This is a genomic window from Providencia lanzhouensis, assembly GCF_050469745.1.
Taxonomy (GTDB): Bacteria; Pseudomonadota; Gammaproteobacteria; order Enterobacterales; family Enterobacteriaceae; genus Providencia; species Providencia lanzhouensis.
In genome coordinates, this window is the sequence record NZ_CP174123.1 from 1,393,023 (window position 1) to 1,412,850 (window position 19,828).

15 protein-coding genes are annotated in these 19,828 nt (G+C 43.2%); 14 read left to right on the forward strand and 1 reads right to left on the reverse strand.

Going from position 1 to position 19,828, the window contains the following annotated elements:
- The first annotated feature begins 42 nt into the window (after positions 1-42).
- The 10 genes from aroA to kdsB all read left to right on the forward strand — a co-directional run bounded on the left by aroA (position 43) and on the right by kdsB (position 11,486).
- Entirely contained in the window at positions 43-1,320 is a 1,278-nt protein-coding gene (gene aroA / locus ACIH2S_RS06445; protein WP_108478909.1) for a 3-phosphoshikimate 1-carboxyvinyltransferase, read from the forward strand.
- A 189-nt stretch (positions 1,321-1,509) separates the two neighbouring features.
- Positions 1,510-2,193 (forward strand): (d)CMP kinase, encoded by a 684-nt coding sequence (gene cmk / locus ACIH2S_RS06450; RefSeq protein WP_036951769.1) that lies wholly within the window; start codon positions 1,510-1,512, stop codon positions 2,191-2,193.
- 173 nt (positions 2,194-2,366) lie between these two features.
- Positions 2,367-4,040, forward strand: a complete 1,674-nt coding sequence (gene rpsA, locus ACIH2S_RS06455; RefSeq protein ID WP_006662163.1) for a 30S ribosomal protein S1 — start codon at positions 2,367-2,369, stop codon at positions 4,038-4,040.
- 54 nt (positions 4,041-4,094) lie between these two features.
- Positions 4,095-4,382: an integration host factor subunit beta gene (ihfB, locus tag ACIH2S_RS06460; protein ID WP_006657810.1), complete on the forward strand. Its 288-nt coding sequence runs from the start codon at positions 4,095-4,097 to the stop codon at positions 4,380-4,382.
- A gap of 295 nt (positions 4,383-4,677) precedes the next feature.
- Positions 4,678-6,990, forward strand: coding sequence for a DNA internalization-related competence protein ComEC/Rec2 (locus tag ACIH2S_RS06465; RefSeq protein ID WP_154639499.1), 2,313 nt, complete (start codon positions 4,678-4,680; stop codon positions 6,988-6,990).
- Positions 6,991-7,025: 35 nt separating this feature from the next.
- Entirely contained in the window at positions 7,026-8,774 is a 1,749-nt protein-coding gene (gene msbA / locus ACIH2S_RS06470) for a lipid A ABC transporter ATP-binding protein/permease MsbA (protein ID WP_036951762.1), read from the forward strand.
- Positions 8,767-9,741, forward strand: a complete 975-nt coding sequence (gene lpxK, locus ACIH2S_RS06475; protein WP_154609467.1) for a tetraacyldisaccharide 4'-kinase — start codon at positions 8,767-8,769, stop codon at positions 9,739-9,741. The genes msbA and lpxK overlap by 8 nt, the downstream gene beginning before the upstream one ends.
- A 456-nt stretch (positions 9,742-10,197) precedes the next feature.
- On the forward strand, positions 10,198-10,413 hold the full coding sequence (locus tag ACIH2S_RS06480) for a cold-shock protein (RefSeq protein ID WP_036951758.1): 216 nt from the start codon (positions 10,198-10,200) through the stop codon (positions 10,411-10,413).
- A gap of 142 nt (positions 10,414-10,555) precedes the next feature.
- The gene (locus tag ACIH2S_RS06485) at positions 10,556-10,735 is read left to right on the forward strand and encodes a Trm112 family protein (RefSeq protein WP_036951756.1); all 180 of its coding nucleotides are present in this window, start codon (positions 10,556-10,558) and stop codon (positions 10,733-10,735) included.
- Between the two features lie 4 nt (positions 10,736-10,739).
- The gene (kdsB, locus tag ACIH2S_RS06490; RefSeq protein WP_036951753.1) at positions 10,740-11,486 is read left to right on the forward strand and encodes a 3-deoxy-manno-octulosonate cytidylyltransferase; all 747 of its coding nucleotides are present in this window, start codon (positions 10,740-10,742) and stop codon (positions 11,484-11,486) included.
- 62 nt (positions 11,487-11,548) lie between these two features.
- Here kdsB and elyC read toward each other — a convergent pair whose 3' ends face one another.
- A complete protein-coding gene (gene elyC, locus ACIH2S_RS06495; protein ID WP_108478906.1) occupies positions 11,549-12,355 on the reverse strand; it encodes an envelope biogenesis factor ElyC in 807 nt (268 codons plus the stop codon).
- A 183-nt stretch (positions 12,356-12,538) separates the two neighbouring features.
- Between elyC and cmoM the strand changes: the two genes are divergently transcribed.
- Genes cmoM through mukB form a run of 4 tightly spaced genes read left to right on the forward strand, consistent with a single transcriptional unit; the run spans position 12,539 to position 19,794 of the window.
- Positions 12,539-13,327 (forward strand): tRNA uridine 5-oxyacetic acid(34) methyltransferase CmoM, encoded by a 789-nt coding sequence (gene cmoM, locus ACIH2S_RS06500; protein WP_108478905.1) that lies wholly within the window; start codon positions 12,539-12,541, stop codon positions 13,325-13,327.
- Entirely contained in the window at positions 13,324-14,649 is a 1,326-nt protein-coding gene (gene mukF, locus ACIH2S_RS06505) for a chromosome partition protein MukF (protein WP_036951744.1), read from the forward strand. The genes cmoM and mukF overlap by 4 nt, the downstream gene beginning before the upstream one ends.
- Positions 14,630-15,358, forward strand: coding sequence for a chromosome partition protein MukE (gene mukE, locus ACIH2S_RS06510; RefSeq protein WP_036951742.1), 729 nt, complete (start codon positions 14,630-14,632; stop codon positions 15,356-15,358). Before mukF ends, mukE begins: the two co-directional genes overlap by 20 nt.
- Complete coding sequence (gene mukB, locus ACIH2S_RS06515; RefSeq protein ID WP_036951740.1) at positions 15,355-19,794, forward strand: chromosome partition protein MukB; 4,440 nt, start codon at positions 15,355-15,357, stop codon at positions 19,792-19,794. The genes mukE and mukB overlap by 4 nt, the downstream gene beginning before the upstream one ends.
- The last annotated feature ends 34 nt before the right edge of the window (positions 19,795-19,828 follow it).

The following is a 19,828-nucleotide window of genomic DNA, read 5'->3' on the forward strand; positions in this document are numbered from 1 at the left end:
ACGATAAAAAAGTAGCAAATCACATCGGAGAAATCACTTTTCATGCAATCCCTGACATTACAACCAATTTCTTCAATTAATGGCACCATTAATCTGCCGGGGTCAAAAAGTGTCTCCAACCGCGCACTTCTATTAGCCGCCATGGCAAAAGGCACCACGGTACTGACTAACTTATTAGACAGTGATGATATTCGCCATATGCTGAATGCATTAAGCCTACTAGGTGTTAAATATCAATTATCTGAAGATAAAACTCGTTGCCAAGTTGAAGGGATAAATGGCTGTTTATCTCATCAAGGTGAGCTTGAGATCTTTTTAGGTAATGCGGGCACCGCGATGCGTCCATTAACAGCTGCACTGTCATTATGCGCAAATAATATTGTGCTGACAGGCGAGCCTAGAATGAAAGAGCGCCCAATCGGTCACTTAGTTGATGCCTTAAGAGAAGGCGGTGCTGATATTGATTATCTTGAACAAGAAAATTACCCTCCGATGCGCTTAAACGGCGGCTTTATCGGTGGGAATATTTCCGTAGATGGCTCAGTTTCTAGCCAATTTTTAACCGCATTACTAATGGCAGCGCCTTTAGCTTCTCAGGACACGGTAATTACTATTGCGGGTGATTTGGTTTCCAAGCCGTATATCGACATTACGCTGGCATTAATGAAAACCTTTGGTGTGGATGTTGAAAATCATCAATACCAAAAATTTGTGATTAAAGGTCAGCAGCAGTATGTATCCCCGGGTGAGTACCTTGTCGAAGGGGATGCGTCTTCCGCTTCCTATTTCCTAGCCGCAGCAGCGATTAAAGGCGGCGTAGTCCGAGTCACTGGGATCGGCCGTAATAGCTTACAGGGTGATACTAAGTTCGCTAACGTTTTGGAAAAAATGGGCGCAATTATCCGCTGGGGGGATGATTACGTTGAATGTGAGCGTGGCACTCTGAACGGCATTGATATGGATATGAACGCTATTCCAGATGCAGCGATGACTATCGGAACGGTCGCTCTATTTGCAAAGGGCGAGACAGTTATTCGTAATATTTATAACTGGCGAGTAAAAGAAACAGATCGCTTATATGCAATGGCGACCGAACTGCGTAAAGTGGGCGCGGAAGTAGAAGAAGGGCATGATTTTATCCGTGTCGTACCACCAGCCCAGATAAAACACGCTGAAATCGAAACCTATAATGACCATCGTATTGCAATGTGCTTTTCATTGGTAGCGCTTTCCGATACCCCTGTGACGATTCTAGATCCGGGTTGTACAGCAAAAACTTTCCCTGATTATTTCCAGCAACTCGCACGATTAAGTCACTAACTGAATTGGATTGGTTGATTAACATCAATGTGTTATCAACCAATTTTTCCTTTCATTTTCCTTACCTTCATCTATTTTTATTTGTAACAAACTCACCTGCGTATTTCACAATATCGATGAGTAGGTATAATACTCCCACAGATTTTAATTGCGGGTAGCTGAAGCTATTTGCAGGAAAGGAGATTTTTTATGGTGGCTATCGCCCCTGTAATCACCGTTGATGGACCAAGCGGAGCGGGTAAAGGTACTCTTTGCCAAGCATTAGCAAATGAATTTGGATGGCAATTATTAGACTCTGGTGCGATTTACCGCGTATTAGCGTTAGCGGCTCTGCATCACCACGTCGATATTCAATCTGAAGATGCTTTAGTGCCTTTAGCTGCAAATTTAGATGTGCGTTTTGTACCTGAAGAAAATCGTTTAAAAGTTATTCTCGAAGGTGAAGATGTGTCTAATGAAATTAGGCAAGAAACCGTCGGGAACACCGCATCTCAAACAGCCACGTTCCCACGCGTGCGAGAAGCACTGTTAAGACGCCAGCGAGCATTTAGAATGATGCCCGGTTTAATCGCTGATGGCCGTGATATGGGTACGGTAGTTTTTCCTGATGCGCCAGTGAAAATTTTTCTGGATGCCTCCGCCGAGGAGCGAGCTCATCGCCGGATGAAGCAGTTGCAGGAGAAAGGGTTTGATGTTAACTTTGAGCGACTTTTGACCGAAATTCAAGAGCGCGATTATCGGGATCGTAACCGTCCGGTTGCTCCTCTTATTGCCGCTAAAGATGCGTTAGTGCTGGATTCCACAAGTATGTCTATTGAGGAAGTTATTGAAAAAGCACGCACCTACGCGAAAAAAATTCTACAATTATCGTGATAATAGGCTTTATTTTAGCTTATAATTAGATAATATACGCAATTACCTCCATGCTGGTTATTTTCTAGCATGGTTAAAACCTTGCGACAAGGAATGTTGTGGGGTATGTGAAACAACCCCATTTGGCGGGATGCTAGATGGACGTTAATATAAGACACTTGAAGATCATTAATATGACTGAATCTTTTGCTCAACTCTTTGAAGAATCCCTGCAGAATATTGAAACTCGTCCTGGTTCTATTGTACGCGGTACAGTAGTTGCTATCGATAAAGACGTAGTCCTGGTAGACGCAGGTCTTAAATCAGAATCTGCTATCCCAGTAGAACAGTTCAAAAATGCTCAGGGTGAGCTGGAAATCCAAGTTGGCGACGAAATCGATGTAGCTCTGGATGCAGTAGAAGATGGTTTCGGTGAAACTATTCTGTCTCGTGAGAAAGCTAAACGTCATGAAGCATGGCTGATGCTGGAAAAAGCTTACGAAGAAGCTGAAACTGTAACTGGTGTTATCAACGGTAAAGTTAAAGGTGGTTTCACTGTAGAACTGAACGGCATTCGTGCTTTCTTACCAGGTTCACTGGTAGATGTACGCCCAGTTCGTGATACTACGCACTTGGAAGGCAAAGAGCTTGAGTTCAAAGTAATCAAGCTGGATCAGAAACGCAACAACGTTGTTGTTTCTCGTCGTGCTGTAATTGAATCTGAAAGCAGCGCTGAGCGCGATCAACTGCTGGAAAACCTGCAAGAAGGCATGGAAGTTAAAGGTATCGTTAAGAACCTTACTGACTACGGTGCATTCGTTGATCTGGGCGGTGTTGACGGCCTGCTGCACATCACTGACATGGCTTGGAAACGTGTTAAACACCCAAGCGAAATCGTCAACGTTGGTGATGAAATCAATGTTAAAGTTCTGAAATTCGACCGTGAGCGCACTCGTGTTTCTCTGGGTCTGAAACAACTGGGCGAAGATCCTTGGGTCGCAATCGCTAAACGTTACCCAGAAGGTACTAAACTGACTGGTCGCGTTACTAACCTGACTGACTACGGTTGCTTCGTAGAAATCGAAGAAGGCGTTGAAGGTCTGGTTCACGTTTCAGAAATGGATTGGACTAACAAAAACATCCACCCATCTAAAGTTGTTAACGTTGGTGATGTTGTTGAAGTTATGGTTCTGGATATCGATGAAGAACGTCGTCGTATCTCCTTAGGCCTGAAACAATGCAAATCTAACCCATGGCAGCAATTCGCTGAGACTCACAACAAAGGCGACCGTGTTGAAGGTAAGATCAAGTCAATCACTGACTTCGGTATCTTCATTGGTCTGGACGGCGGCATCGATGGCCTGGTTCACCTGTCTGACATCTCCTGGAACGTTGCAGGCGAAGAAGCAGTTCGTGACTACAAAAAAGGCGACGAAATCGCAGCTGTTGTTCTGCAAGTCGACGCAGAGCGTGAGCGTATCTCTCTGGGCGTTAAACAGTTAGCTGAAGATCCATTCAACAACTACCTGGCAGCAACCAAGAAAGGCGCAATCGTTACTGGTAAAGTAATCGCAGTTGATGCTAAAGGTGCAACTGTAGAGCTGACACTGGGCGTTGAAGGTTACCTGCGTGCATCAGAAGCTTCACGTGACCGTGTTGAAGATGCAACTCTGGTTCTGAACGTTGGTGATGATGTTGAAGCTAAATACACTGGTGTTGACCGTAAAAACCGTGTAATCAACCTGTCTGTTCGCGCTAAAGACGAAGCTGATGAGAAAGACGCTGTCGCAGCTGTGAACAAGCAAGAAGATACTGCATTTGGCAACAATGCAATGGCTGAAGCTTTCAAAGCAGCTAAAGGCGAATAATTAAGTGGGGGTAACTTCGGTTACCCCTTTGTATCGGTAGTTTAGGGAGGTACTATGACCAAGTCTGAATTAATTGAAAGACTGGCTAGCCAGCAGTCTCATCTTTCAGCGAAAACCGTTGAGGAAGCTGTAAAGGAAATACTTGAGCATATGGCTGATACGTTAGCTGAAGGCGAGCGTATTGAAGTCCGTGGATTCGGCAGTTTTTCTCTTCACTACCGTGCTCCACGTGTTGGCCGTAACCCAAAAACAGGTGATAAAGTGGAACTGGAAGGTAAATATGTTCCCCACTTTAAACCAGGTAAAGAGTTACGCGACCGTGTAAATATTTACGGCCAATAATCGACTGTAAATCTTAATTATTACTATAAAACAGCGCCTATATTGATATAGCGCTGTTTTTTTTTATTTCTACAATCTACCCTTTCAATTTTCCCTATATTTTTCTCGAATACCTTAATTAATCCATCATTTGTGGCTATTTTTGCGAAGCGCTTCGCAGCTCAATTTTTTAATTCTTTTGCATTACACATCATTTTGGAATCAAGCTTTAAATTTTTACTTACAGGGTTATTGAATCCCTGAGGATGCCTTTAACTTATCTGCACAGGAATAATCGTAGGTAGGTTTAAGGTCAATGGGAAACTATAGCCAGTATTACCAAAATACGCTCTCTTATACAGAAGCCTCTATTGCACTGATTATCGGTACGTTACCGCTACTTTTCTTGCAAAATATTCCTAGTTCTAGTCACTATTTAGTGGTCGGCATTATTCTGCTAGTCACTTTGGTTATTATTTGGCGCAATAAGCGCATTCGATTTTTGGCATTAATGGGCGCGGGGTTCCTTTGGGCTTGCTGGCATGGTGTTGAAGTGCGAAAGAAAATCGACTTTCTAAGTAGTGCTCATCGGCAATGGGATATTACGATTGTTAGCATCCCACTCAATCAGGATGATGCTAAAAAGAGAGCGAGAATAGATAGAGTCGATGGAATACGAATTTTTCCTCCGCTCTATGCTTCATTGAATTTAAAACAAAATAATCATGAAAAAGTATGTGCAGGGCAGCAATGGAGGGTTGTTGGCAAGCTAAATCCAGTTCATGCTTCTCTGAATGAGGGCGGATTTGATCTGCAAAGGCATTTCATTGCTCAACGAGTCATCGGTACACTAAAAGTCAAACAAGCTGTACAAGTTGGTCAGCAATGTTCTCTACGGCAAAAAATTATTGACCAGTTCCGTGAAATACTTTCGACACGACAAAATCATGGAATTATTTATGCGTTAATGTTTGGGGAAAGAGGACGGCTTTCTGTCGAACATATACAATTATTGCAATCAACAGGATTGACACACTTGATCGCAATCTCTGGATTGCATATTGGAATCGCCTATTTAATTGGTTACTTATGCGCTCGCTTATTGCAATTTTTCCTACCCGTTAAATGGATAGGTGAGAATTTACCATTATTTTCAGGCGTTATATTTGCCTTACTCTATGCTTGGTTGTCGAATTTTGCGATTCCAGCAACTCGCGCTGTATTTGCATTGCTACTTTGGATTTATGTTCGTAAGCAGCCATTTTTCTGTTTTCCGTGGCAATGGGCGTTATGGAGTATTGCTGGGATTTTATTGTTTGATCCGCTTGCCATCCTTTCCGATAGCTTTTGGTTATCAAGCTTTGCTGTATTAGCTATTCTGTATTGGTTTCGTGTTTTTCCCATTTCGTCTACGTTGAGTTGTCATCCAATCATGGGAAAAATAGTGCCACTAATTCATCTGCAAATTGGTTTATTGATTTTACTAATACCTATTCAAGTATTGCTGTTTAACGGCATTAATGTCATGAGCTTATTTGCAAACTTATGGTTTGTTCCTCTTATTACTTGGGGAGTAGTACCCGTTATTTTTAGCACGCTATTGTTGCCTCTTAGCGCTTGGCATAATGTTGCTTTCGGATTAATAGATAATATCCTTGAGTTTGGGCTAAGGCCGCTGACATATTTAAGCGGGTTTTGGATTGAAATTAACACAATGTCTATTTACACCGTGTTTTTTTGTTGGGTATTTGCTTTTATTATATTATTTGGTTGGTATAAAAATTACCTTGGTTTATTAAGTTGCATTGGTTTTTTATTATTTTTCACTAAGAGCCAAAGCCAGCACGAAGAGCATGACTGGTGCTTAACCATGTTGGATATTGGGCATGGGCTTGCTGTGGTTATGGTGCAAAATCAACAAGGGGTTTTATATGATACGGGAAACCGCTGGCGTGATGGAAGCAACGCTAAACGGCAAATTATCCCTTTCTTAAAGCATCATCAAATCACGCCTATTAACGTAATCTTAAGTCATAATCACCTTGATCATACTGGTGGTATCTCCGATTTAATTGAAGCATATCCATGGTTAAATCTACGTAGCAGTTTTGGTCAGCTCAATCATCTTCCTTGTTATCAAGGACAACGTTGGCAATGGGGAATGTTAAGGTTCGAAGTATTGTGGCCCGAGAAATTAGCTGAGATATCGCACAATAATGACTCTTGTGTCATTCAGGTTAGTGATGGGCATCGGCGACTATTGCTTACGGGTGATTTGGAAAAACAAGGTGAAAAAAAGTTAGTATTACAAAATGATGGGCAGCTCAAAGCGGATATTTTATTTGTTCCTCATCATGGGAGTAATACATCTTCTACACCGTTATTTATACGAAAAGTACAGCCAACGTTGGCATTAGTTTCCTCTGCGAGATATAGCCCATGGAAAATTCCATCAGATAAAGTCTATTTGCGCTATGCTAAAAAGAATATTCAGTGGCTAAATACGGCGGAGGAGGGGCAGGTAACAATATGTTTTAAAAAAGAAAAAATGGAAATTTTGCGTTACAGAAAAGAAATTAATCCACGTTGGTATCATCTGTGGTTTGGTGATCGCCAATTTCCCTTGTAGAATAGTGCGCTTACATTAAGTCTGGTAATAAAAGCATGAATGATCAAGACCTATCGACAAAGCAAACATTTAAGCGCCTATGGCCAACCATTGCGCCTTTTAAAATTGGATTAGTTGTTGCAGCAATTGCTCTTATCATCAACGCCGCAGGTGATGCGTTTATGATTTCTTTATTGAAACCATTATTAGATGACGGTTTTGGTAAAGCGGATAACAACACATTGAAGTGGTTACCGTTGGCAATTTTGGGCTTGATGATCGTGCGTGGATCTTCAAGTTTCGTCTCTACATACTGCGTTTCTTGGGTGTCAGGAAAAGTAGTGATGAGTATGCGCCGCAAATTATTTGGTCATATGATGGGAATGCCGGTGAGCTATTTTGACCAGCAATCCACAGGGACTTTATTATCGCGTATTACCTATGATTCAGAGCAGGTTGCATCTTCGGCTTCCGGTGCCCTCATTACCATTATTCGCGAAGGAACTTATATCATCGCGTTATTTGGTATTATGTTTTATAACAGCTGGCAATTGTCGTTGATTTTGATTGCTATTGCCCCTGTCGTCTCTATCACCATCCGAGTAGTTTCTAAGCGTTTTCGTAAAATTAGCAAAAACATGCAAACGGGTATGGGACATGTGACGACTAGCGCTGAGCAGATGCTTAAAGGGCATAAAGAAGTCCTCATTTTTGGTGGTCAGAAAGTCGAAACTGAACGTTTTGATAAAGTCAGCAATAATATGCGCCGTCAAAATATGAAGATGGTTAGCGCCTCAGCTATTTCTGACCCTATTGTTCAGATGATTGCCTCTTTTGCATTAGCGTTTGTTTTGTACGCAGCAAGCTTCCCTGAAATTAAAGAGCAATTATCACCAGGTACGATAGGTGTTGTTTTCTCGTCCATGTTTGCGTTAATGCGCCCACTTAAGTCTCTAACTAACGTTAATGCGCAATTCCAGCGTGGAATGGCAGCTTGCCAAACGTTATTTGCGATTTTAGATACTGAAAAAGAAAAAGATGAAGGAACGAAAGTTCTGACTCAAGTGAAAGGTGATATTGAGTTCGACTCAGTCACGTTTACTTATCAAACCAAAGAGCACCCTGCACTAGAGGATGTTTCTTTTACGCTACCTGCAGGCAAATCCGTTGCTTTAGTGGGACGCTCGGGTTCAGGTAAATCGACCATCGCTAACTTAATTACCCGCTTCTATGATATCGATAAGGGGAGTATCCGTATTGATGGGCATGATATTCGTGATTACACCTTAGAGTCATTGCGTAGCCAAGTGGCTCTGGTTTCCCAGCATGTATATTTATTCAACGATACTGTTGCGAATAATATTGCCTATGCGACAGATGGGCGATATAGCCGAGCAGAAATTGAAAAAGCCGCTGAAATGGCTTATGCCATGGACTTTATCCAAAAGCTGGATAATGGCTTAGATACGATGATTGGTGAAAATGGTGTGATGCTTTCCGGTGGTCAACGCCAACGTATTGCAATTGCTCGTGCATTATTACGTGATGCACCAATTTTGATTCTAGATGAAGCAACATCCGCTCTGGATACTGAATCAGAGCGTGCAATTCAAGCTGCATTAGATGAATTACAGAAGAATAGAACTTCATTAGTCATTGCTCACCGTTTATCCACTATTGAAAATGCGGATCAAATCTTGGTTGTACAAGATGGTCATATCATTGAACGTGGTGACCACTCAACGCTATTAGCGAAAAATGGGGCATACGCGCAATTACATAGGATCCAATTTAAGAATGATTGAGCGAATTTGGTCCGGTAAATCATGGCTTTATATTTTGTTGCTTCCATTATCATTTCTGTATGGAGTGATAACGTTAGTACGTCATATTGGCTATAAAACCGGATTATTTCGCTCATGGAAAGCCCCTGTACCTGTTGTGGTCGTGGGAAATTTAACGGCAGGGGGAAATGGAAAAACCCCTGTGGTTATTTGGCTAGTTGAATCGCTCATGAAACAAGGTGTTCGTGTTGGGGTTGTTTCTCGTGGATATGGAGGTCAATCTGACCATTATCCACTAGTGTTAGACCAAACGACAACGACGGCAGCCGCAGGTGATGAGCCAGTTTTGATTTATCATCGTACTCATGCGCCTGTTGCGGTGGCTCCAAAACGTAGTGATGCCATTAAAGCATTACTCGATAATTTTCAATTAGATATTATTGTTACAGACGACGGTTTACAGCATTATGCATTGCAACGTGACTATGAAATCGTTGTCATTGATGGGCAGCGTCGTTTTGGTAATGGCTGGTGGTTACCCGCGGGACCAATGCGTGAACGTGCAGGGCGATTAAAGACAGTGAACGCCATGATTGTAAATGGTGGTGTTCCTAACTCGAATGAAACACTGATGTCCCTAGAAGGGGATATGGCAGTGAACCTCGTTACAGGCGAAAAAATCTCGATCACTGAGCTTAACAATGTGGTTGCGATGGCTGGAATAGGTCATCCACCTCGTTTTTTCTCTTCTTTAGAAAGCAAGGGATTAACACTCATTAATACTCATGCGTTTTCTGATCATCAAGCTTATAGCCAGCAGCAACTTGCTCCTTTAGCTGAAACAAATCAAAATTTACTGATGACTGAAAAGGATGCTGTTAAATGCCATTCCTTCGCACAGACCAATTGGTGGTATCTTCCTGTGAAAGCGCATTTTGATGAAATAGGCGAAAAACGAATCTTAAGTGAAATAAAATCACTTATCTGAAATAAAACAGCTTGCTTTTAGGATTAATTTCAGATAATAATACCTGCAATGTGATGCAGATCTACTTATTATGTACCAAGTTGCAATACATTAATAAGTGGATTATTTGCTAGCTTTAATTTTACGACCCGTTCTTGAGTTAGTCACTTATCCTCGCAAGACACTACTTACTCTACTATTTCGTGTTGTCATCATAATGTCAAAATAGACTGTTAAGTTCACGGTAAATGTGTGGTGCCTGAAACCTACACTTGGGTCGTTATAAGATATGCATAAACATTTGATGCATAAATTGGTTAAGTTAATTACTCTTAATTATTGTTAATAGATTGAATTGAATAGATAGGTCAGAATGAACTGATCGAAATAAATAGTTCAGCAAAATAAATGGAATAACGTGTAGAGAGTAATGATACAAATATAAAAATTGTTCTCGGAACAAGAAGGAGTTTTAATATGAATTTTCAATTACATATGGGCCAAGTTAAATGGTTTGACGCAAAAGAAGGTTACGGCTTTATTTCACCTCGTAATGGTGGCGATGATATTTTCGTAACAACCAAGTCAATTGCGAATAAAAAAATAAAATCTTTATCTGAAGGTCAAAACGTCGAGTTCTCTGTTACTCGTAATTCAGATGGCATAACGGCAAGAGACGTTATCGCTTACTAATTGAATTCTTAACAGAAATATTTCTCCTGCTCTATCCTCTCACTCTTCGCAGGAGATCTTAATAAGCAAGAATAGAGTTAACGGTGATACCTGCATGTGATATCCTGACGCCAAGTGAGTTTAAATCCATTTGGGAGAAAACATGGATCACCGTTTACTTGAAATTGTTGCTTGCCCATCCTGTCACGGCAAACTAAGTTACAACAAAGAAAACCTCGAATTAATCTGCAAATTTGATCATCTCGCTTTTCCTGTTCGTGATGGTATCCCCGTTTTACTTGAGAACGAAGCGCGTAAAGTTGCTTTAGACGAAGGACTGTAATCCTATGTTTACCGTCATTATTCCTGCGCGTTACGCTTCAACACGATTACCGGGTAAGCCTTTAGCAGATATTCACGGTAAACCGATGGTTGTTCGTGTCATGGAGCAAGCGATTAAATCAGGCGCCAGTCGAGTCATTATTGCAACTGACCACCCCGATGTCGCTGCAGCGGTCATCGCAGCGGGTGGGGAAGCTTGTATGACCAATCCCGATCATCAATCTGGCACGGAACGTTTGGCTGAAGTGATTGACACTTACGGCTTTTCCGATGACGAAATTATTGTCAATGTGCAGGGTGATGAACCGCTGATCCCACCTGAAATCATCCGCCAAGTCGCTCATAATTTGCAAGGTAGTCAGGCAAATATGGGAACACTCGCTGTCCCTATTCATTGTGCGCAAGAAGCCTTTAATCCGAATGCGGTGAAGGTTGTGATGGATAAAGACGGTTACGCGCTTTATTTTTCTCGAGCGACAATTCCGTGGGATAGAGACCAATTTGCAAAGAGTAAAGAGACCATCGGTGATACTTTCTTGCGCCACATTGGTATCTACGCTTATCGCGCTGGCTTTATTCGTCGTTATATCGCGTGGGATGCTAGCCCATTAGAGAAAATCGAGATGCTAGAGCAGCTTCGCGTGCTTTGGTATGGTGAGAAAATTCATGTGGCGGTTGCTGAAAAGGCACCGGGCGCAGGGGTGGATACACCAGAAGATCTCGAATTGGTAAGACAAGAATTTCAGCCATAATTTCTAGTGTGAATAATGGTCTGATAAAACAAGGGGAAACTGAATAAGTTTCCCCTTTGTATTTACTCCGCCTGATTATCTTCGAGTGTCTGGGTATTATCGGGTTTTAAGTGCCACCAAATTGAACCAATGAGCTCATACCATGCTCGTTCACTGTGGCTAAAATAAAATGCGGAAGGAATGTAGCGCTCCCAAGGATTCAAATCGCTGGTGATCACCAATTGATTGGCTGGGGCTGGATAAGGCTGCATTCCACGACTCGTAAACATCTTCAACGCACGGGGTAAATGGTTCGCTGAAGTCACTAACAAGAACGGCTGCTTACCAATAATTTTTTCCACTTCATAGGCTTCTTCTTGCGTATCTTTCGGTTCGGTTAGCGGGATTGTATCTGTCGCTGGAACTCCTAAAGATTGAGCAACCATGGATGCGACTTCGGCGCTACTGATTGGGCTACTGGCTTTACCGCCAGTAAAAATCAATTTGCTGCCGGGATGCTGCAGATAAAGACGTACCCCTTCAGTGACTCGAGGCAAGCTGTTACTGAGCAAATTCGAGCTAGGACTCCAGTCTGGGTTATAGGTAAACCCGCCGCCCAAAACCACAATATATTTTATCTCTTTAGGTGGATTCGTGGTGATAAGCTCATAACGTTTATCATAAGGGCCTTCAACGGGCGCCAGTAGCCGATCAGAAATGGGTTGTAGCCCTAATAGCGAGATGATAACAAGGCTTAATGTCACCAAGGATTTTCCACTTTTTTGCCAGCGGGTAAACCATAATAAAATCAGTCCAATTCCCCCAATAATCAATAATAAGGGCAGAGGCATTAATAGTGAACCAAGGTATTTTTTAAGCAGAAATAACATAGAAAGCCTGTTATGAAGATAATGTAAGCGAATAGGGTCAAATGTAGCTGCATCAGCAATAAAATGCCATGTAAAATAAATCGGATACAAAATAAAGTACTATGCAAAAACAGCTAGATTATCTGTTATAATTCTTGGTTTTGATATGCTGTAAATAACTCATGATAGGTAATTGGAACGCAGATGGCAGACCGCAACTTTGATGATATTGTCGATAAATTTGCAAAAAATATTTATGGAACGACAAAAGGAAAAATTCGCGAAGCGGTAGTTTGGCAAGATCTGACCCAGTTACTGGAAACGCATTTTCAAGGTCAAACATTACGTATATTAGATGCGGGCGGCGGAGAAGGTCATTTTTCTCGTCAATTAGCTGCAATGGGTCATCAGGTTATTCTTTGCGATTTATCCGAAGAAATGTTAGAACGGGCATCGGTGCTTGCTGATGAACAAGGAATTAGCGAGAATATCAGCTTTGTTCACTGCGCTGTTCAAGATATTGCTCAACACCTTGATGAACCAGTTGATTTTGTCTTGTTTCATGCGGTACTTGAATGGATTAGCGACCAGAAATATGCATTAGAGCAACTGGCAGAGATTATCAGGCCGGAAGGCATATTTTCTGTCATGTTCTATAATGCAAATGGCTTGGTGATGCGTAATGCAATTTTAGGTAATTTTCATCTCGCAACTCCTCATATCCAGCGTCGTCGCAAACGTTCATTATCGCCACAGAACCCGCTTTTTCCTCAACAGGTTGATGAGTGGCTTATTGGTTGTGGTATGGATATTTTAGGCAAAAGTGGCGTCAGAGTGTTCCATGATTATTTGCAAAGTAGACAATTACAACAAAAAGACTTTCCAGCGTTATTGGCGCTTGAGCAACAATATTGTCGTGAAGAACCCTATATTAGCATGGGGCGATATATTCATGTCATGGCACGCAAACAAACCCAAAAGGACGATTTATGAGTGATTTTTCCCAGACCGTCCCTGAACTCGTGTCTTGGGCACGAAAAAATGATTTTGCGATTTCCCTACCCGCAGAGCGCCTAGCATTTTTGCTGGCCGTCGCAGTACTTAACAGTGAGCGGGTGAACGGTGAAATGAGTGAAGGGGAGCTGGTGGATGCGTTTCGAGAAGTGTGCAAAGGCTTCGAACAAACCACCGAATCACTGGCTGTCAGAGCGAACAACGCCATCAACGACATGGTTCGCCAAAAAATATTTAACCGCTTTGCCAGCGACATTGTCGAAGGAAATGCGATTTATCGCCTAACGCCACTCGGCATTGGCATTAGTGATTACTATATTCGTCAACGCGAATTTTCGACATTAAGATTGTCGATGCAGTTATCGATTGTCGCGGGAGAGCTACAACGTGCAGCGGAATCAGCCGAAGAAGGTGGTGATGAATTTTATTGGCACCGCCATGTTTTTGCGCCATTAAAATATTCAGTCGCTGAAATTTTTGACAGTATTGACCTGTCACAGCGAATTATGGACGAGCAACAAAACAGCGTTAAAGATGATATTGCTGCACTTTTAAACCAAGACTGGCAGGCAGCGATTGCCAACTGTGAACAGCTACTTTCTGAAACGTCCGGTACATTAAGAGAATTGCAAGACACGTTAGAAGCAGCTGGCGATAAGCTACAGGCAAACTTACTGCGTATTCAAGAAGCGAATATGAATGCGCCGCAGTTCTCGGAAATGGTCGACCGACTAATCTTTGATTTGCAAAACAAGCTAGACCGTATTGTGAGCTGGGGGCAGCAATCCATTGATTTATGGATTGGTTACGACCGACATGTTCACAAATTTATCCGTACAGCGATTGATATGGATAAAAACCGTATATTTTCTCAACGTTTACGTCAATCTGTACAGCAGTACCTTGATAGCCCTTGGGCACTCACCTATGCCAATGCGGATAGGCTTTTTGATATGCGTGATGAGGAGCTGGCACTTCATGATCAAGAAGTGATGGGGGAACTCCCACCTGATCTGGAATTTGAAGAGTTCAGTGAACTTAATGACCAATTAGCGGCGTTAATCGAAGCGCAACTTGCGTTCTATAAAACGGATAACAAACCGCTGGATGTCAGTCACGTATTACAGAGTTATCTGACGCAATACCCGCAGAAACGCCATTTTGATGTTGCGCGTATTATTATCGATCAGGCTGTAAAACTAGGTATCGCAGAGGCTGATCTGGCGGGATTACCGGCAGAATGGCGCGCTATTAATGATCACGGAGCCAAGGTACAGGCACATGTCATCGACAAATATTGAACAATTTATGCCAGTTAAACTGGCTCAAGCACTAGCTAACCCTATTTTTCCTGAGCTGGACAGCCAACTGCGTGCTGGTCGCCATATTAGTATTGATGATCTTGATAATCATGCATTTTTAATGGATTTTCAGGAATCGTTAGAGCAATTTTATGCTCGTTATAATGTTGAACTGATCCGGGCGCCAGAAGGCTTTTTCTATTTGCGTCCTCGCTCAAGCACTTTAATTCCCCGTTCTGTTTTGTCTGAACTGGACATGATGGTGGGTAAAATTCTGTGCTACCTCTATTTAAGTCCTGAGCGTCTAACCAACCAAGGGGTCTTTACCTCTCAAGAGCTGTTTGAAGAATTATTGTCGCTGGCCGACGAAAGCAAATTACTGAAATTTGTTAACCAACGCTCCACAGGTTCAGACCTTGATAAACAAAAATTACAGGAAAAACTGAGAACCTCCTTAAACCGTTTACGCCGTTTAGGTATGGTCTATTTCCTGCAAAATGACTCCAGCAAATTTATTATTAATGAGTCTGTATTCCGCTTTGGTGCGGATGTACGTAGTGGTGATAATCCTCAAGAAGCACAATTACGCATGATCCGTGATGGTGAAGCGGTCTCTCTTGAAGGGGAATTGTCGCTAAGAGACAGTGATGAAGACGAAACGGATGAGAGTCAAGATCTGGCTGACAGTGAAGAGGATGAACAAGAATGATTGAACGCGGAAAATTTCGCTCACTGACGCTGGTGAACTGGAACGGCTTTTTTGCTCGTACTTTTGACCTTGATGAATTAGTTACCACCCTGTCTGGGGGAAATGGTGCGGGTAAATCCACCACCATGGCGGCCTTTATTACCGCCATGATCCCTGACTTAACATTACTGCATTTCCGTAATACCACAGAAGCAGGAGCCACCTCGGGTTCCCGTGATAAAGGTCTACACGGAAAGCTGCGTCCTGGTGTCTGTTATGCCGTACTGGATGTGTTAAACTCTAAACATCAACGAGTTATGGTCGGTGTTCGCTTACAGCAAGTAGCAGGACGCGATAAAAAAGTCGATATCAAACCGTTTATGATCCAAGGCGTGCCATTAGCCACTGTGCCAACGGAAGTATTAACGGAAGTGTTTGAAGGGCGCCAAGCTAAGGTTATTCCGTTGAATGACCTGAAAGAGCGTGTAGAAAAACAAGAAGGCATCCAATTTAAGCAATTTAATTCGATCACGGACTACCACTCAGTATTATTTGAATTGGGTGTACTGCCAAAACGCCTGCGTTCAGCGGGCGATCGTAGTAAATATTACCGTTTGATTGAAGCTTCCTTATATGGCGGGATTTCCAGTGCAATCACTCGTTCACTACGTGATTATTTATTACCGGAAAACAGCGGTGTACGTAAAGCATTCCAAGATATGGAAGCGGCATTACGTGAAAACCGTTTAACACTGGAAGCCATCCGCGTAACACAATCTGACCGTGATTTATTCAAACATTTGATTAGCGAAGCCACAGACTATGTATCTGCGGACTATATGCGCCACTCAAATGAGCGTCGAATTCACCTAGATGCGGCTTTAGCTGCCCGAAACGAACTGTATAGCAACCGTAAACAACTACGCGTTGAGCAAGTTCGTAGTGTGGAAATGGCGCGTGAATTAAATGAACAAAACGAAGCATCAACGGAAATCGAAGCGGACTACCAAGCGGCAAGTGACCACTTAAATCTGGTGCAAGCGGCGTTACGTCATCAAGAAAAAATTGACCGCTACCAAGCTGATATTGAAGAGCTCACTTATCGTCTTGAAGAACAGAGCGAAGTCGTCGCAGAAGCCACAGAGAAACACGAAGAACTTGATGCCCGTGCTCAAGCGGCTGAAATTGAAGTGGATGAGCTGAAAAACCAGCTGGCAGATTACCAGCAAGCGCTTGATGTACAGCAAACTCGTGCGATTCAATATCAACAAGCACTTCATGCCTTAAACCGTGCTCGCGAACTCTGCCAGCTACCTGATCTTACCATTGAAAACATCGATGAATGGCTGGAAACCTTTGAAGCCAAAGAGCAGCAAGCCACAGAAGCCTTACTCGCATTAGAACAAAAAATGAGCGTTGCGGATGCGGCGCATAGCCAATTTGAGCAAGCGTATCAACTGGTGAAAACCATGTTAGGTGATGTGAGCCGTGGGGATGCATACACGCAAGCGCGTTCATTACTGCGCGACTGGTCATCGCAACAACATTTAGCAGAGCGTGTTCAGCCGCTGCGTATGCAATTATCTGAACTGCAACAGCGTTTAGACAGCCAGCGTAATGCAGAAAAATTACTGAGCGAATTCTGTAAACGTTATGGCCAAAGTGTTGAGCCGGATGAGCTTGATGCCTTGATGGCAGAGTTAGAAATTCTGCAAGAAGAGTTAAGTACTGGTGTTAATGAGAGCGGCGAAAAACGCATGCAAATGCGCCAAGAGTTGGAGCAAATTCGCCAGCGTATCAGCCAGCTTTCCGCTAAAGCGCCTGCGTGGATTATGGCGCAAGAAGCACTGACTCAACTCAATGAACAATCGGGTGAAACTTTCGAAAATAGCACTGAAGTGACTGAATTTATGCAGCAACTTCTTGAGCAAGAAAGGGAAATTACGGTTGAACGTGATGAAGTCGCAGCGCAGCGCCGTGACCTTGATAAGCAAATCGAACGTTTAAGCCAGCCAAGTGGTGCCGAAGATGGTCGCATGCTGGCACTGGCAGAGCGCTTTAATGGCGTACTGTTATCTGAAATCTACGATGATATTACCATTGAAGATGCGGCGTATTTCTCTGCATTGTACGGCCCAGCGCGTCACGGTATTGTGGTACAAGATTTGGCTGTGGTTCGCGAGCAGCTAGAAAATTTACAAGATTGCCCTGATGATGTGTACTTTATCGAAGGGGATCCATCTTCATTTGATGACAGCGTTTTTGATGCCCAAGAGTTTGAAAATGCTGTATTAGTCCGTTCATCGGAGCGTCAATGGCGCTATTCTCGCTACCCAGAGTTACCGCTATTTGGTCGTGCTGCCCGTGAAAGTCATTTAGAGTCACTGAGTGCTGAGCGTGATGAATTGGCTGAGCGTTATGCGACCTTGTCGTTTGACGTGCAAAAAATTCAGCGTGCTCACCAAGCATTTAGCCGTTTTATCGGTCAGCATATTTCAGTGGCGTTTGAAGCGGATCCTGAAGCTGAAATTCGTACATTAAATCAAAAACGTACTGAATTAGAGCGTGGACTGAACCAATTTGAAGAACAGACCCAGCAACAACGCCAACAGTTCGCTCAAGGCAAAGAAAACCTACTGGCATTAAACCGTTTATTGCCGCAAGTGAATTTGTTGATGGATGAAACGCTGGTGGATCGCGTTGAAGAGATCCGAGAGGAGCTTTCAGAAGCTGAAGAAGCGGCACATTTCATCAATAAGCACGGTAACAATCTGGCGAAGTTAGAGCCGATTGTGACGGTATTACTCAGTGATCCTGAGCAACATGATCAACTGCGTAAAGATTATGAATTGGCGAAACATACCCAGCAAAATGCGAAGCAACAAGCCTTTGCCTTGGTGGAAGTGGCACAGCGTCGCGCGCACTTTAGCTACAGTGATTCGACGGGGATGGTCAACGAAAATGCGGACTTGAATGAAAAATTGCGCCAGCGTTTAGAGCATGCGGAAGCCGATAGAACTCGTGCCCGTGAGCTATTACGCCAGCAACAAGCACAAAGCACGCAATATCATCAAGTTTTGGCATCGCTGCGCAGTTCATTCGACACCAAGCAAGAAATGTTGAAAGAACTTGAAGCAGAAATGCAAGAAATGGGCGTGAAAGCGGACCCAGATGCACAAGAGCGTGCCAGCATTCGCCGTGATGAATTACATCAATCTGTTATGGCAAACCGTAGCCGCATCAACCAGTTAGAAAAACAACTGACGTTATGTGAAGCGGAAATGGATAACCTGCAAAAACGTCTGCGTAAGCTGGAAAAAGATTATTACCAAATCCGTGAGCAAGTCGTGATGGCGAAAGCGGGCTGGTGTGCGGTGATGCGCTTGGTGAAAGATAATGGCGTTGAGCGTCGTCTGCATCGTCGCGAATTGGCTTATACCGATGGTGATAGTTTACGTTCGATGTCGGATAAAGCGTTAGGAGCGCTGCGTTTAGCGGTGGCGGATAACGAACATCTGCGTGATGTGTTGCGCATGTCTGAAGATCCTAAACATCCTGAGCGTAAAATTCAGTTCTTTATCGCAGTGTACCAACATCTGCGTGAGCGCATTCGCCAAGATATTATTCGTACTGATGACCCAATCGATGCGATTGAACAGATGGAAATTGAGTTAGCGCGTCTGACCGAAGAGTTAACTGCCCGTGAGCAAAAACTGGCAATTAGCTCGAAGAGTGTGGCGAATATCATTCGTAAAACTATCCAGCGTGAGCAAAACCGTATTCGTATGCTGAACCAAGGCCTACAAGCGGTGGCATTTGGTCAGGTTAAAGGGGTTAGATTGAATGTGAATATTCGTGAAAGCCATGCCTTATTGTTGAGCGTGCTATCCGAAGAGAGCGAATTGCACCAAGACCTGTTTACTAGCCAACGTTTAACCTTCTCTGAAGCGATGGCGAAACTGTATCAACGCCTGAACCCACAGATGGATATGGGGCAACGCCTGCCGCAAACCATTGGTGAAGAACTGTTAGATTACCGTAACTACTTAGAGTTAGAAGTTGAAGTTAACCGTGGCTCTGATGGTTGGTTAAAAGCAGAAAGTGGGGCGTTATCAACGGGTGAAGCGATCGGTACGGGGATGTCTATCTTAGTAATGGTCGTCCAGAGCTGGGAAGAAGAAGCCCGCCGACTGCGTGCGAAAGATATCATTCCATGTCGCTTACTGTTCTTGGATGAAGCGGCGCGTTTGGATGCGAAGTCTATCGCTACGTTATTTGAGTTATGTGACAGACTGGAAATGCAGCTTATTATCGCTGCGCCGGAAAACATTAGCCCAGAGAAAGGAACCACCTATAAACTGGTGCGTAAAGTGACTGGTAATACGGAACACGTTCACGTTGTTGGGTTAAAAGGTTTTGGTCAGGATAATCCGGCTCCACAAGCATTACCTCAATAATTGATTTTTTGTAGATAATAAAACCGACATAGGA

Coding starts and splice junctions, on each gene's coding strand:
- ACIH2S_RS06465 (WP_154639499.1), top strand. CDS start 4,678: ATGGGAAACTATAGCCAGTATTACCAAAATACGCTCTCTTATACAGAA.
- cmoM (WP_108478905.1), top strand. CDS start 12,539: ATGGCAGACCGCAACTTTGATGATATTGTCGATAAATTTGCAAAAAAT.
- elyC (WP_108478906.1), bottom strand. CDS start 12,355: ATGTTATTTCTGCTTAAAAAATACCTTGGTTCACTATTAATGCCTCTG.
- mukB (WP_036951740.1), top strand. CDS start 15,355: ATGATTGAACGCGGAAAATTTCGCTCACTGACGCTGGTGAACTGGAAC.
- ACIH2S_RS06480 (WP_036951758.1), top strand. CDS start 10,198: ATGAATTTTCAATTACATATGGGCCAAGTTAAATGGTTTGACGCAAAA.
- aroA (WP_108478909.1), top strand. CDS start 43: ATGCAATCCCTGACATTACAACCAATTTCTTCAATTAATGGCACCATT.
- mukE (WP_036951742.1), top strand. CDS start 14,630: ATGTCATCGACAAATATTGAACAATTTATGCCAGTTAAACTGGCTCAA.
- ACIH2S_RS06485 (WP_036951756.1), top strand. CDS start 10,556: ATGGATCACCGTTTACTTGAAATTGTTGCTTGCCCATCCTGTCACGGC.
- cmk (WP_036951769.1), top strand. CDS start 1,510: ATGGTGGCTATCGCCCCTGTAATCACCGTTGATGGACCAAGCGGAGCG.
- msbA (WP_036951762.1), top strand. CDS start 7,026: ATGAATGATCAAGACCTATCGACAAAGCAAACATTTAAGCGCCTATGG.
- ihfB (WP_006657810.1), top strand. CDS start 4,095: ATGACCAAGTCTGAATTAATTGAAAGACTGGCTAGCCAGCAGTCTCAT.
- kdsB (WP_036951753.1), top strand. CDS start 10,740: ATGTTTACCGTCATTATTCCTGCGCGTTACGCTTCAACACGATTACCG.
- rpsA (WP_006662163.1), top strand. CDS start 2,367: ATGACTGAATCTTTTGCTCAACTCTTTGAAGAATCCCTGCAGAATATT.
- lpxK (WP_154609467.1), top strand. CDS start 8,767: ATGATTGAGCGAATTTGGTCCGGTAAATCATGGCTTTATATTTTGTTG.
- mukF (WP_036951744.1), top strand. CDS start 13,324: ATGAGTGATTTTTCCCAGACCGTCCCTGAACTCGTGTCTTGGGCACGA.